Source organism: Caballeronia sp. LZ033, assembly GCF_031451265.1.
Taxonomy (GTDB): Bacteria; Pseudomonadota; Gammaproteobacteria; order Burkholderiales; family Burkholderiaceae; genus Caballeronia.
Genome location: NZ_JARUXQ010000003.1, coordinates 659,107 through 673,026, shown reverse-complemented (window position 1 = coordinate 673,026; position 13,920 = coordinate 659,107). Strand labels below are relative to the sequence as shown.

Below are 13,920 nucleotides of genomic sequence, written 5' to 3'. Positions count from 1 at the left end.
GTGGCGCGGGTGTCGAGAACTGATTGCTGGCATCGGGAGAGTGGAAAATTACACAGGCTGATATCACACCGGATGCCGAACAGGCATTGCAGCAAAACGCGACGCACGCCCAACCGGCTCAAGACAAGCAAGCGGAAACGGCAGCCGAAGTCGCGTTCAAAACTGCTATGAGCCGCATGCCGCCGGGCGAAGTCCCCGCGGCACGTCTGCGTGCGATTCTCGCGGCGGGTAATCCATTGCTCGAAGCGGCGCGTCCGCTTCTGCGCGCGCTTGCGGACATGCCCGATAACCTCACTGGAGTCGGTATGAAGCTGCTCCAGCAGTTGCTCGAGGACGAAGTGCGCAATTTCCAGCGCTTGTGCGAGCAGGCCAATATCCGTCGCGACCACATGCTCGGTGCGAGCTATTGCCTGTCTACGGCTCTTGATGAAGCGGCCATGCAAACTGAATGGGACCGCAATTCACCCGGCGCCAAGTGGAGTACCAAAACTCTGGCGGCGAAGTTCCATGAAGATGTCAAAGGCGGCGTAAAGATCTTCAATCTCATCGGTCGCCTGTTGGAGGATTCTCACGAACACCTAGACCTGATCGAAGTCATCTATCGGGTGCTCAGCCTGGGTTTCATGGGCACGTATCGAACGCTGGCGGACGGTGCGCGCAGGCATGACGGAATCCGCCGCCTCCTGTTCAACAAGCTTCAGGAAGGCCGCAATCCCCTCCCCCTGGCCCTCTCCCCCCACGCCGACTCCACCGCACACGGCAAACGCCTCTCGCTGTGGAACTTCCCTGCATGGATCAGCTTCACCGTCCTCGGTCTCGCGTTGCTTGGCCTGTTCGGCTGGTTCAAGTATCACTTGCTCAGCGAAGGCGCCTTGCTCGAAACGCGGATCATCGAGATCGGACGCATGACGCCGCCGCCCGCGCCGCGCGTACCGCGTCTGCGCGAACTGCTCGAAAACGAGATCGCAGCCAACATGGTGAGCGTCGATGAAGACGCGCGCCACAGCACCGTGACCTTCCGCGGCGACGCGATGTTCGCGCCGGGCGGCATCGACGTGAACGCCGCGATGACTCCGCTGATCGTGAAAATCGCCGGCGAAGTGGCCCGGGTTCCCGGCCGGGTCACGGTCACCGGCTACACCGACAACCTTCCCATCCGCAGCCGTCGCTACGCCTCCAACGACGCGCTCTCGCTCGAACGCGCCACACAGGTCGTCCAGCAGCTGCAAGCGGCCGGCGTGCCGGCGGGCAGGCTGGAGGCAGTCGGCCGCGGCGCATCCAGTCCCCTCGGCGACAACCGCACGGCGTCCGGCCGCGCGCTGAACCGGCGCGTCGAGATTGCCGTCGTGCCGTGACGGAGGCTCGGACCGCACCGCCTGCACTCGCGTAAGCCTTCACGCCGAACGTCGCTACTGGACCCGAAGTGGACCCGAAGAATGAAGAAGCTGTTGTCGTTCCTGTTCTCACGCCTGTTTCTCGCGATCATCGCGCTGCTGCTGCTCGTGCTGGCCGTCTGGTTCATCGGGCCATACTTTGCGTTCGGCGGACTCAAGCCGCTCGAGAGCGTCGCGTTGCGCGTGACCGTGATCGCGCTGATCCTGTGCGGCGCGCTCCTCCGGCTCAGACATGCGTCGATGGCGCTCGTGTTCGGCGCGCTGCTCTGCCTGCTCATCTGGCATGCCGCGCCCCTGCTGAGCTTTGGCGAGAGGAAACCGTTCGCGTCCACGGACGCGCGCATCGTCGCCATCGCCGCCGTCGTCGCGGTCTTCGTGGGCTGGCTGCTGTACCGCATCTGGTGCCGCATGCGCAGCGACGAACAGTTCCTGCGCCGCGCGCTCGCTTTCGGCAACAGCAACAAACCGGAATCACTGGCGAACCCCAAACTCCGGCAACTCGAAACGCGCTTCAGGAGCATGCTGGAGAGCCTCAAGAGCACGCGCACGGGCGGCTTCGCCCGTCTCTTCCAGCGCACCCGTCACCTGTATGAATTGCCCTGGTTCATCGCGCTCGGTTCGGAGGGTTCGGGCAAGACGCGCGCGCTGCTCAATGCGGGGCTGCCGGTGCCCGCGAGCGTCGCGCTCCGGCAGGCGCGCCCGGATGCGCCCGCCGATCCGACCGTCGACTGGTGGCTCACCGACGAAGCCTTGTGCATCGACACGCCCGGCTATTACACGCGTCCGGGCCAGTCCTCCCATCCGCTGACCTCGGCCAGCGAAACACAGGCCGCAGCCGCGGGCCTTCGCTCAGCGAATGTCGCGCCCTTGCATCCCAGCATCCACACGGACCTTCCGAACCGGCGCGAAACCGACACGCAGGAATGGCTGGGTTTTCTGCGAATGCTGCGCCGCCACCGTCCGCGTGCGCCGATCAACGGCGCGCTGCTGACGATCCGCCTCGACCTGCTCACCGCCGCCGACGTCACCCTGCGCGAAGCCGAAGCCGACGCCCTCCGCGCGCGGCTCGCGGACCTGCGCCGCACGCTCGGGGTCCGCTTTCCGGTGTATCTGATCGTCACGCAGATGGACCGCCTGAGCGGCTTTGCCGATTACTTTGCCGCGCTGACCGAGGAGCATCGCGCGCAGGTCTGGGGCTTCACGCTGCCGGTCGCGTCGCCGGCCACCGAAGCGCGCTGCCGTGAAGAGCTCGCGTTGCTGGCGGCGCGTCTGGCCGACGGCCTCAACACGCGCCTCGAAGACGAATTCGACCTCGACCGCCGCCGCCGTCTCGTGGCCTTTCCCGAGGCCTTCGCCGCGCTCGCCGGGCCGCTCGCGGAGTGTTTCGCGCGGCTTTTCACCGGCACGCGCTACGACGACACCGAACATCATCCGATGCTGCGCGGCGTGTACTTCACGAGCGCCGCGCAAGAAGGCCTGCCGCTGCCGGCCGAACCCGCGACGATCGCCCGGCGCCTGGCTGACGGCGTCGACCACGCGCTCACGGGCCGTCAGGCAACGGCAAATCCGGCCAGTCCAGCCGGCAACCGAAGCTACTTCCTGCACGATGTCTTCCGGAAGGTGATCCTGCCCGAAGCGCATCTGGTGCGGCCCAACCTGCGTTGGGAATATCGCTTCCGCCTGCTGCGGCTGATCGGCCATGCGCTCGCGGTGCTGCTGTTCGCGTGGCTGGCCGTCGCCCTGCATGAAAGCTTCGGCAATAACAGCCGCTACCTGGAAGCCGTCACGCACAAGACCCAGGCGCTCTCCGCGAAGGTCGCGCAACTCTATCGCGAGCCCAGGCCCGACAGCGTGCCCGATGCCCTGACCGACGCCCTGCACCTGCCCGCCCGGACAGGCCTCGATCTCGCCCGTCCCGATGCAAGCTATCGTTATGGTCTGTACGTGGCGCCCGGCATCATCGACGCGAGCGGCGCAACTTATCGCGCTCTCGAAGCCAGTCTGCTGCTGCCCCAGCTCGTGCATCGCATCGAGGCGGTCATCGCGCAGGCCATTGCACGGCAGGACCCAAAAGCCGCCTACAGCGCCCTGCGCGTCTACCTGATGTTGTACGAGCCCGCGAAGTTCAACGGCAGCGAAATCAAGACCTGGGTGCTGGACGACTGGTCGAGAACGGACAGCGCGTCGGCCTACGGCGGCCGTGCATCGATGCTGGAGCATCTGGACCGGCTCTTCGCGGGGCAGCGCGTCGTGCAGTCGCCGCTCATCCGCAACGACGCGCTGATCGAACGCGCGCGAAGCTTTCTCGACGAGAGCAACGGCACGCAACGGCTGTATGACCGCGCGAAGGCCGCGATGCGGGACGACGCCCCGGACGACTTCACGCTGCTGCGCGCGGTGGGACCGCAGGCGGGCATGTCGTTCACGCGCGCGAGCGGAGAACCGCTTTCGCGCGGCGTGCCAGGCCTCTTCACGTTCGATGGCTACCGCGCCCTGTTCGACCGTCGTCTGGCGGAATTCCTCAAGATCGCGCGCGACGACGACGCCTGGGTCATGGGACGGGCGTATCTCTCGGGCTGGACCGGCGGCGTACGCGAGGCTCAAAAAAAAACGGCTGAATTCGTGAGCGCCGCCAGCGGCGGGGACGATGCGCTGACCGACGCCATCCGCCGCCTGTATCTGACGGAGTATCGGCAGCACTGGAGCGCGTTCCTGGCGGACATTCGTCCGGTGACCGGTTCGAGTGCCGGCTTCAACCTGCAGATCATGCGGCAGTTCGCGGCGCCTGATTCGCCGCTCGCGCGACTGGCATTCGCCGCCGCGCGCGAGACCACGCTCACCAGAAGCCTGACGGATGAAAAGCGTTCGCTGCTCGATCAGGCGGACGCCGCGCTCAACAGCAAGACGAAAGGTTTCGGCATGCGTGCGCAGGAGCGCGTGGAGCGCGAACTCGTCGACGACCGCTTCGCCGCGCTGCGCGAGATGGTGACGGGCGAGGCGCAGGTCCGGCCGGACGCACCGGCGCGAGCGGCGCAGGGCGCACCGTCCGCATCCGCGTCGGCGCAGGCACGCCAGACGGGACTCGACGGCGTCGCCACCTTGCTCAACGACACCTACACGGCGTTGACCATCGCCGAAACCGCGCTGTCGAACAATGGCCTGCCGCCGCCGAACGACGCCTCCGCGAAGCTCAAGATGGCCGCCGACACCATGCCCGCGCCGTTTCGCGCGGTGTTGCAGGCGCTCGCCCTGCAAGGCTCGCGCGACGTAAACCAGGGCGTGGGACAACTGCTCTCGCGCCAGACCCAGGCGGTGGTCGGCGATGCATGCCGCCTGGCCGTCGAGGGCAACTATCCGTTCGTGCGGGACAGCGCGCGCGACATCAGCATCGACGATTTCACCCGCATGTTCGCGCAAGGCGGCCTGTTCGACGATTTCTTCATCAAGAACCTGGCGCCCTTCGTCGATACGTCGTCACAGCCCTGGCGCTACCGCACGCTGCCCGGCTCGACGGCCCCCGTGCAAGGCCCGGATCTCGTGCCCTTCCAGCGCGCGCAGGCGATCCGCCAGGTCTTCTTCGGCGAACAGGGCAAGCAGATTGCCTGGAAAGCGGACGTGCGCGTGCCCGAACTCGATCCCACGATCCTGAGTCTGGCCATCGACATCGACGGGCAAGGCATGCTGTATCAGCACGGTCCCGTGACGCCGCTGCGCATCGCCTGGCCGGGACCGCGCGGCGGCGTGCACGTCGAGCTCACGGCGAGCCCGCGGATCCGCACGGACACCTCGACCCTCTCGGTGGACGGCCCGTGGGCGCTGATGCGCCTGCTCGGACGCGGCCAGATCGTGCCGACCGCGACGCCGGGGCGCGTGCGCGTCGTGTTCGATTTCGACGGGCGCAAGGCGGCGCTCGATATCGCGAGCACCGGCAGCCTCGCCAATCCGCTGACGAGCGACCTGCTCACCGCCTTTCACTGCCCCGCCGCCGTCCCGCTGTTCGATCTCGCGGACAGCGGTCCGCCGCCCGGGCTGCCGGCGCCGTCGACCATGCCGGCTTCGCCGTGAACGAAGGCTACGCGCGCGTTTCCCCGCCGCGCGGCTGTTCGATCGCGTAATACACGAGGCAACCGGCCACCACACCCCAGAAGGCTGCGCCCACGCCCAGCAGCGTGACATCGCTCAAGGTGACGACGAACACGATCATCGCGCTCAAGGGCAAGGCCGAACGGAACGCGCTGACGAACGACTTTTCGAGCACGCCCATCATCGCCAGTCCGGCGAGGATCGCGATGTACGCGCCGGGCAGGCTCGTCAGAAGAAATACATAGGCCGTCGAACACACGCCGATCGTCACGCAGATGACGCCCGCCATCAACGCGCCGAGAAAGTGTCGTCCGTGCGTGCCGCCCGACACCAGGATCGCATTGCTCGGCCCGGCCAGCACCGAGGGACAGCCGCCGAAGGGCGCGGTGATCGCCGTGAGCGCGGCGCTGACGAGCGTCACGAGGCGCAACGACGTCCGATAACCCGACGCGCGCGTCACCGCGATACCCTGCGCGTTCTGCACGAACAGCACGGTGATCAGCAGCGGCAGCAGCAGTTGCGAGATCGCGTGAAGGTCGAAGCGCGGCACGATCAACGCGGGCGTCGCGATCCACGCGCCGCCGCTGTGGCTCGGCAGCCTGAAGCCGGTCGCGAACAGCACCGCCGCGCCCGCCAGCATCGCGCCGATCAGCGGCGGCATGGGCGCCGCGTTGCGGCGTTCGAGCCACAGCAGGCCGAAGAAGCACAGCAGCATGCAGCCGCCGATGAGCGGCGCAGCCACGGTCGAATGCACCACGGCCAGCACGTATTTGATGAAGAGTCCGGCGATCATCGCCATGACGATGGGCATCGGCACCCAGCGGTCGAGCAAGCCGACGAGGTTCGTCACGCCCAGCACGAGCAGCACGGCCGCGCATACGAGATACGTCCCCACTGCCGCCCCGAAACCGTATTGCGCGATCACCGGTGCGGCGAGCACCGCGCCGGGAATCGTCCACAGGAACAAGAGCGGCTGGCGCGTCTTCCAGCTGATCGCAATGCTCGCGAGCCCGTTGATGCCGATCGACGCGAACAACCACGACGACGTCTGCGCGAAGCTCAAGCCGCCTTCACGCGACGCGGCGATGATGATGGCGACCGGGCCGGTCGCGGAGAAACTCATGCTCGCGAACGCGAGTGAGAGATAGAGAAGCCACGAGCGGCCGAGGCCGTGATCGCCGCTTGTGTCGCCAACGGACATGGAGAGTGCTCTTGCGCAAGCGGTCTCGCACCGAAACGCTGAAACAGTGAAAGCGTGCAAGACCGCGACGGAACCCAGGCCGTGCGTCAGTGCACGGCCGCTTCGGCGTGCACCGGCGCGCGCCAGATGAGGCCGATGATCACGCCGAGCACGCACAACGCGGCAATGTACCATGCGGGCGCCATCGTCATGCCCTGCCGTCCCACCATGAAGGACGCGATGGCGGGCGCGGTGCCGCCGAAGATCGCATAGGCCGTGTTGTACGAGAGCGCGAAGCCGGTGAAGCGCACTTCGGCCGGAAAGCTCTTGACGATGATGTACGGCCCGAGCGTGATCGTGCCGATCAGGAAGCCGCCGGCAATATACAGCGCCCAGACCGACGTGCTGCCCGCGTTCAGGCTCAGGTAGAACGCGCCGGTCACGAGCAGCATCGCCACGCTGCCGATGGCATACGCGCGCCCTCCGCCAATCTTGTCCGCGGCCCATCCGGCGAAGGTGCTGCCGAGAATCAGGCCGAAGATCGACCACGAATTGTTTGTGAAGACGTCCTTCGGCGCGAAGTGGAATTGCGTCTGGAGGAAGGTCGGCGTGTAGAGGAAGTACAGCACGAAGATGCCCGAGAACACCCACGTGGCGAGCAGCGAGACGATCACCGCGCCGCGATGCTCCTTCAGCACGACCGCGAGCGGCAGGCGCGCATCGGCCTCACGCTTGGCGCGCAGCGCCTCGAACACGGGCGTCTCCTGCAGATAGCGGCGCAGATAGACCGAGATCAGACCGAACACGCCGCCCGCGATGAACGGCACGCGCCAGCCCCAGGTCTTGAGTTCGGCCGGATCCATGTTGCCGATCAGGAACTTCGCCGACAGCGCGCCGAGCAGGATGCCGGTGCACAGCCCCGACATCAGCAGGCCGCACGCGAGACCGATGCGGTCGCGCCGCACGTGCTCCGAACAGAAGATCCATGCGCCCGGCACTTCCCCGCCGACCGACAGCCCCTGCAACACGCGGCACAACAGGAACAGCAGCGGCGCGACGATGCCGAGCATCGCGTAGCTGGGCAGCAAGCCGATGAGCAGCGTCGGCGCGGCCATCAGGAACAGGCTCAGCGCGAACATTTTCTTGCGGCCGATCCGGTCGCCGAAGTGCGCGAAGAAGATGCCGCCGATCGGCCGAACCAGATAGCCCGCCGCGAAGATGCAGAACACTTCGAGCTGCGCGAGCCACTCGGGCGTCTGCGGCGGGAAGAACACCGTTGCAAGCAGCTTGGTGAAGAATACCGCGACAATGAAGTCATAGTATTCGAGCGCACCGCCCAGCGACGCCAGCATCAGCGTCTTGATGTCGTTGCCTGACATCGACCGCCCTTTGATGGCGACGTCGTCCGTCCGTACAGGGGTAGAACTCATGTGAAACTCCAAGGCACTGAGTGAGGTGAGGTTCAACGCATTCGCTTTTTAATCAGCATGCTGATCATTCATGCGCATTGCGGGACATTGCACATGAACCGATCGCACTGATCACTGCGCGACGCGTCCTTCTATTGACTTCGTGATTCGACATCGATCATCGACATGCTGCAATGCAACCCGAGGCATTTCATCAGTACGCTGATTGATAGCTTTGTATCCGGAAAAAATTGGCGGCGCAAGCATGATTGCCCCTACAATCGACGCGGCCGTCATGGTCCCAGATACGGTGCATCGGGCACCATGTGAAAGCATGCTCCGTGACCGCGCCTGTGACAGACCCCGCGCGCGAAGGCTACACTCCCGTGTGACGAAACTTCTTCGAAAAAGGTAAAGGATGGGCACCGCAGCCGAGAAAAAAGCGGCCGTCTCCGACAGCGGCATCGAAACCGGACATTTGTGGCAACGCCCGGGCTTTCTGATCCGGCGGCTCAACCAGATTCACATCGCGCTCTTCTTCGAGTGCTGCAAGGACTTCGCCATCACGCCGGTGCAATACGGCTTGCTGACCACCTTGAGCGAACGACCCGGTCTCGACCAGACGTCGCTGTGTGCGGAGGTGGGCGTGGATCGCACGACCATGGCGGACGTGTTGCGCCGGCTCGAGGAACGCGGCCTGGTCAAGCGCGAACCGAGCCCGAACGACGGCCGCCTGAAGCTCGCCAACATCACCGCGAAGGGCCGCCGCACGATGAAGGAGATGTACGGCAGCATGCGCCAGGCGCAGGTGAAGTTTCTCGAACCGCTCAGTGCCGAAGATCGCGTTCATTTCGTGCGCATGATGATGAAGCTCGTCGAGGGGAACAACCAGTACGGCCGGACTTCGCTCAAGCACTTCGACTGACTTTGCGTACTCGTCACTGTGCGTTACTGCGTGACGTCGCGCCGGAAGGTCTCGGGCACGAACAGCACGCCGACCGCGAACGACACCAGCGCAATCGTCACCGGATACCAGAGGCCGAAGTACACGTCGCCGCGCGCCACCGCCATCGCCGACACCACGAAAGGCAGCATGCCGCCGAACCAGCCGGAGCCGAGATGAAATGGCAACGACAGCGAGGTGTAGCGGATGCGCGCGGGAAACAGCTCGACCATGAAGGCCGCCATCGGGCCGTAGATCATCGCGAGATAGAGCAGCAGCAGCCACATCAGGAAGATGACCATCGGCGCGTCGATGCGGGCGGGATCCGCGTGGGGCGACCAGCCGGAGGCGATCAGCGCCTGCTCCAGCGCGTGCCGGTCGCTGCCCTGCACGATGCGCGCACCGATCGTCGTCGATGCGCCTTCGCCCGCCGCCGGCCGCGCCTGCTCATACGACACGCCCGACGCGCTCAGGAACGCGCGGATGCGGTCGCACTCCGTCACTGGCGCTGAGAACAGCGTGAAGCGGCAATCGTCGGCGCGAACGGTCACGGGCGCCTGCTTCTGGAAGGCTTCGAGCGCCGGGTTCGCATAGTGCGTCAGCGCGTGGAAGATCGGTTGCGTGGTCGCGGCGAGCAGCAGGCACGCGAGCATCATGATCCACTTCCGTCCGATCCGGTCCGATAGCCAGCCGAACACGAGATAGCACGGAAACACGCCGATCAGCGCGATGGCGAGAAACAGGTTCACCGTGTTCGGCGCGACCTTGAGCGTGTTCTGCAGGAAGACCATCGAATAGAAGTGTCCCGTGCCGAACACGACGCCGACGCCCGATGCCGTGCTGAACAGCATGATCAGCACATACTTCAGATTGCCCCACGTGCCGAAGCTTTCCCCGATCGGTGACTTCGAGAGCCGCCCGGCGCGTTTCATGTCGCGGAAAGTGGGCGATTCCGCGAGTTTCGTGCGCAGATACACGGAGACCGCGAGCAGCACGATCGACACGAGGAAGGGCATGCGCCAGCCCCAGCTGCGGAACGCGGCTTCGTCCATTGCCGCGCGGCTGATGCTTACGGCCGCGATGGACGCCAGCAATCCGAGCGTGGCCGTGGTTTGCAGCGAACTCGTGAAGAAGCCGCGCCGTTCGGCCGGCGAATGCTCCGCGAGATAGGTGGCCGCGCCACCGGTCTCGCCGCCGAGCGCGAAGCCCTGCAGCAACCGCAACGCGACGAGCAAGGCCGGCGCCAGCATGCCGATGCGCTCGAAGGAAGGCAGCAAGCCGACGCCCACCGTCGCGACACCCATCAGCACGATGGTCGCCATGAAGGTGTATTTGCGGCCGATGCGATCGCCGAGCCGTCCGAAGAACAGCGCGCCGAGCGGCCGCACGAGAAAGCCGGCGCCGAAGGTGGCGAGGCTCGCCAGGAAGGCCACGGTATCGTTGCCGCTCGGGAAGAACAACGCGCCGAACGTGCCCGCGAGCGCCGCATAGATGTAGAAGTCATACCATTCGAGCAGCGCGCCGAACGAGGACGCAACGATCAGCGTGAACTCGTGGCGCGTGACGGAACGCTGCGGCTGTCCGGAAACAGAGGTATCCATGTCGATCCCATGCGGTTGGCGTGCGCGCCGTCCATGCGGACGATCAGAGGTTCTTGAGCAACGCCAGGGCTTCGTCGCGCTTCATCACGGCCGCATATTTCTGCGCCATGTCGAACAGGTTCGCGTCATGCGGCCCGAGCGCGCGATCGCCTACGCAGTCTGACAATACGAACGGACGGAAGCCGTACTGCATCGCATCGACCACCGACGAACGCACGCAGCCGCTCGTCACCGCGCCCGCGATCAACAGCGTACGCACGCCGTGCTGCGTGAGCCATGCCGCGAGCGGCGTGCCGAAGAACGCGGAAGGCACGGTCTTGCGCACGACCAGTTCACCATCGCGCGGCGTCAGTTGCGGCACGATCGCGCTGTTGTGGGCCGCTTCCTTCAGCGTCAGCAGGCCGGGCACTTTCATCGTGAAGATGTTGTGATCGGCGTCGTCGTCCGCGAATACGATGCGGCTGTGCGCCACCGGCCAGCCCTTCGCGCGCGCGTGCGCCAGCAGCGGCACCGTGTTCTCGATGGCATGCGGAATATTGCCGCCGCCGAAGACTTCGGGATCGGCGAAGCCGTTCACCAGATCGACGATCAACAGGCCGAACGGCGCTTTCGGTTCGAGCGCCGTGCCGAAGCTCTGACGCTGGTAGGTTTCGATATCGTGGGACATGGGAGTGCCTTCAGTGATTTATCGATCCAGCACGACGCCGTCGCGCACGACAGCCTCGCCGTCGAGGAAGACGTCGCAGTGCCGCAGCGGGATGTCGATGTGACAGGTCGTCGTGCGGCTGCCGCCTGCTTCGTTGTTTGGTCCGAGCGAAAACAGGAAATTCCCTTCGAAGGCGCGCGCGTCCATGCCGATGGTTGCCTCACGATCATAGAGACCGAGCGTCGACCAGTGTGCACGCGGTTGCAGACCCCAGCCGATATGCGAGATCGCGTAGGCTTCGGGATCGTTGAAGGTGGCCATGTATTCGCTCAGCAACTGCGCGTCGATGCCGCCTCCGATGCGCGTCGCATAGCCGCCCTCCACTGTCAGTTCGATGCGGTCCTGCACATAGCTCTTCTGCGGCAACAGGATGTCGCCGCGATCGATGACGATGCGTCCATGGGCTGTGCGATCGTCCGGGAAGGTCAGCGCGAAGCCGCTCGGCCAGTGATCCCAGCGGCCCGGTTCATCGACGAAACCGTACTCCGCGATCGGTTCGAATTCGCCCAGCGGACAATGAAAGTCCGTACCCGCCGCTGACACGATGTGCATCTTCTTCGCACGCGCAATGCGTGCCTGCGCCGCGAGGACGCGCGTCCGGTCGCCTTCGGTTGGCACCAGACGCGTGAGCACTTCAGGCGGCTCCACGGCAAGCAGGATCTTCGTGCCGGTCTTGAGAATGTCCAGCTGCTCGGGAGAGAACAGCAGCGTCATCAGGTCGAGGACGAGATCGCTTTCCTTGAGCGCCGCGATGGCGGCACGGTTGCCCGTGAGTGGCGTCGTGCCGAGATACGCGAGCGAATCGCGGCTCAAGGACTTCTCGCCGTTCACCGGCGGCAAGTCGAGGCGGTTCACGACAGCGCCCAGCGCCTGGGTCGCGATCAACGCGGTGGCGAGCGTCTGCGGATGCGTGGACGCGCTCGTGAGGATCGTCACCGTCTGCCCGGCTTCGAGACGCGAAAGCTTCAGAACCCGGGTCCAGGCATCGACCATTTGATAGTCACTGACGGGCATGATCGCCTCCTTGAATGAGCGGCGCACCGAGGAACTCACCGAGCGCCGCGTAGAAGCCGGCTTCGTCGTCCCACGGAATCATGTGGCCTGCATTCTGCACGCGCGTGTGTTCGAGATGAGGCACGCTTGCGCGAATCTCTTCGACATCTTCGTCGCGCACCACGTCGCCACGTCCCGCCGTCACCAGTCGTGCGGGAATCTTCAGATGCGGGAGATCGGCGTGGATGTCGTCGGTATGGAAGCCTTCAAAGCTCGCGCGAATCGCGCGTTCATCGCAGGTATGCAGCCATTCCGCGCGCAACGCGAGCTGCGCCTCGGTCCACGTCGGGCAGAACGCACGCATCGCTTCGGCGCTCATGCCTTCGCGCGACTGGCGGATCGAATCCACATACCACGGCAATTGCGACGGATACGGACGTCGTCCCGGACCCGATACCGGCGGATCGATCATCGCGAGCCGCACCATGCCCTCGGGGGCCGACCGTGCGGCGCGAATGCCGATGCGCGCCCCCATCGAATGCCCGAGAACGCTGTAGCGTTGCAGGCCCAAAGTAGTTGCGAACGCAATCAGATCGGCAGCTTGCGGGTCGAGGCTGTAGTCGAGCGTATCCGACGCCGACGACAAGCCACGGCCGCGCACGTCGAGCACATAGGTATCGAAGACCTGACCGAGATGTTCCGCAACGAATCCCCACGTCACGGCCGGACTCGTGATGCCCGGCACGATGATGATTGGATCGCGTCCGGCGCGCTCGCCGCCGTAACGGAGGTAGTGCTGGCGGATACCGTTGGCGTGCAGGTTCGCGCCGCAGACGAAGGTGGACATAAGCGCCTCGATCAGTATGCGCCCGACAGCAGGGCGCCCGCGCCCGGCACCACGGCTTCGAGGCCGAGTTGCTTGAGCATCGCATACGTGGTCGCGACCGCCGCCGTGACGACCGGCTTGCCCGTCAACGCCTCGACCTTCGCGATGACCGGCAGCGAAGGCATCTGCACGCACGCCGACAACACGATGGCGTCCGCTTCCTGATAGCGCATCGACATCACGATCTCGGGCAGGCGGCTCGGGTCGTGGCGGCCCACTTCGAGATTGTCCGGAATCTCCAGCGCACGATAGTCGATGACCTCGTAATCCTCGTTGCGGATATAGTCGACCACGAGATCGGTCAGCGGCTTCATGTAGGGCGCGACCACCACGACGCGCTTCGCGCCGATCACCTTCAGCGCATCGACCAGCGCGCCCGCGCTCGTGATGACCGGTGCATCGCCGCCGTTCTCCACCGTGCGTTCGTGCAGGCGCTTTTGCGACACGCGGTGATAGCCGTGTCCCATCGCCATGATTGCGACGAGGCAGGCATAGCCGAGCACATCCACGCGTGCATCGGACAACTCGACGGCGCAACGGTCCGACTCCGCATCCATGGCCGCCAGTTCTTCCTTGACGACCTTCTTCATGCGCATGCGGCTCGAATGGAACGTGAAGCGCTCGGGCCGGATCGACTGGCGCGCGAGCAACATCGTGGGGATTTCGGTTTCCATCGTCGTGTTCGAACTCGGCACGATCTGGCCGATACGGTATGGCTTCGTCAT

General features: G+C 65.3%; 10 protein-coding genes. 3 read left to right on the top strand and 7 right to left on the bottom strand.

All coding sequences use genetic code 11. From position 1 onward, the window contains the following. The first annotated feature begins 26 nt into the window (after positions 1 to 26). Complete coding sequence (gene tssL / locus QCE62_RS24250; protein ID WP_409017922.1) at positions 27 to 1,355, top strand: type VI secretion system protein TssL, long form; 1,329 nt, start codon at positions 27 to 29, stop codon at positions 1,353 to 1,355. A gap of 81 nt (positions 1,356 to 1,436) precedes the next feature. Further along, positions 1,437 to 5,459, top strand: a complete 4,023-nt coding sequence (gene tssM, locus QCE62_RS24245; RefSeq protein ID WP_309924006.1) for a type VI secretion system membrane subunit TssM — start codon at positions 1,437 to 1,439, stop codon at positions 5,457 to 5,459. Positions 5,460 to 5,466: 7 nt separating this feature from the next. Here the strand turns inward: tssM and QCE62_RS24240 are convergent, their stop codons facing one another. Beyond that, entirely contained in the window at positions 5,467 to 6,678 is a 1,212-nt protein-coding gene (locus tag QCE62_RS24240; protein ID WP_309924004.1) for a benzoate/H(+) symporter BenE family transporter, read from the bottom strand. Positions 6,679 to 6,764: 86 nt separating this feature from the next. Beyond that, positions 6,765 to 8,087 (bottom strand): MFS transporter, encoded by a 1,323-nt coding sequence (locus tag QCE62_RS24235; protein ID WP_309924002.1) that lies wholly within the window; start codon positions 8,085 to 8,087, stop codon positions 6,765 to 6,767. A gap of 397 nt (positions 8,088 to 8,484) precedes the next feature. Here QCE62_RS24235 and QCE62_RS24230 point away from each other — a divergent pair, with 397 nt between their 5' ends. Beyond that, the gene (locus QCE62_RS24230; RefSeq protein ID WP_309924000.1) at positions 8,485 to 8,991 is read left to right on the top strand and encodes a MarR family winged helix-turn-helix transcriptional regulator; all 507 of its coding nucleotides are present in this window, start codon (positions 8,485 to 8,487) and stop codon (positions 8,989 to 8,991) included. Between the two features lie 23 nt (positions 8,992 to 9,014). Here the strand turns inward: QCE62_RS24230 and QCE62_RS24225 are convergent, their stop codons facing one another. From QCE62_RS24225 to QCE62_RS24205, 5 genes are read right to left on the bottom strand one after another with little or no spacing between them, the layout of a single operon-like run. Continuing rightward, complete coding sequence (locus tag QCE62_RS24225; RefSeq protein ID WP_309923998.1) at positions 9,015 to 10,610, bottom strand: MFS transporter; 1,596 nt, start codon at positions 10,608 to 10,610, stop codon at positions 9,015 to 9,017. A gap of 43 nt (positions 10,611 to 10,653) precedes the next feature. Continuing rightward, entirely contained in the window at positions 10,654 to 11,277 is a 624-nt protein-coding gene (locus QCE62_RS24220; protein ID WP_309923997.1) for an N-carbamoylsarcosine amidohydrolase, read from the bottom strand. An 18-nt stretch (positions 11,278 to 11,295) separates the two neighbouring features. Next, positions 11,296 to 12,330 carry a 2,5-dihydroxypyridine 5,6-dioxygenase gene (locus tag QCE62_RS24215; RefSeq protein ID WP_309923995.1) on the bottom strand — a complete coding sequence of 345 codons (1,035 nt, stop codon included), beginning with the start codon at positions 12,328 to 12,330 and terminating at the stop codon, positions 11,296 to 11,298. After that, positions 12,317 to 13,156, bottom strand: coding sequence for an alpha/beta hydrolase (locus tag QCE62_RS24210; protein ID WP_309923992.1), 840 nt, complete (start codon positions 13,154 to 13,156; stop codon positions 12,317 to 12,319). Before QCE62_RS24210 ends, QCE62_RS24215 begins: the two co-directional genes overlap by 14 nt. Before the next feature lie 11 nt (positions 13,157 to 13,167). Next, the gene (locus tag QCE62_RS24205) at positions 13,168 to 13,920 is read right to left on the bottom strand and encodes an Asp/Glu racemase (protein ID WP_309923990.1); all 753 of its coding nucleotides are present in this window, start codon (positions 13,918 to 13,920) and stop codon (positions 13,168 to 13,170) included.

What these genes read in the sequence shown, in the direction of transcription:
- tssM (WP_309924006.1), top strand. Translation starts at nt 1,437, where the DNA reads ATGAAGAAGCTGTTGTCGTTCCTGTTCTCACGCCTGTTTCTCGCGATC.
- QCE62_RS24240 (WP_309924004.1), bottom strand. Translation starts at nt 6,678, where the DNA reads ATGTCCGTTGGCGACACAAGCGGCGATCACGGCCTCGGCCGCTCGTGG.
- QCE62_RS24235 (WP_309924002.1), bottom strand. Translation starts at nt 8,087, where the DNA reads ATGAGTTCTACCCCTGTACGGACGGACGACGTCGCCATCAAAGGGCGG.
- QCE62_RS24230 (WP_309924000.1), top strand. Translation starts at nt 8,485, where the DNA reads ATGGGCACCGCAGCCGAGAAAAAAGCGGCCGTCTCCGACAGCGGCATC.
- QCE62_RS24225 (WP_309923998.1), bottom strand. Translation starts at nt 10,610, where the DNA reads ATGGATACCTCTGTTTCCGGACAGCCGCAGCGTTCCGTCACGCGCCAC.
- QCE62_RS24220 (WP_309923997.1), bottom strand. Translation starts at nt 11,277, where the DNA reads ATGTCCCACGATATCGAAACCTACCAGCGTCAGAGCTTCGGCACGGCG.
- QCE62_RS24215 (WP_309923995.1), bottom strand. Translation starts at nt 12,330, where the DNA reads ATGCCCGTCAGTGACTATCAAATGGTCGATGCCTGGACCCGGGTTCTG.
- QCE62_RS24210 (WP_309923992.1), bottom strand. Translation starts at nt 13,156, where the DNA reads ATGTCCACCTTCGTCTGCGGCGCGAACCTGCACGCCAACGGTATCCGC.
- QCE62_RS24205 (WP_309923990.1), bottom strand. Translation starts at nt 13,920, where the DNA reads ATGACGAAGCCATACCGTATCGGCCAGATCGTGCCGAGTTCGAACACG.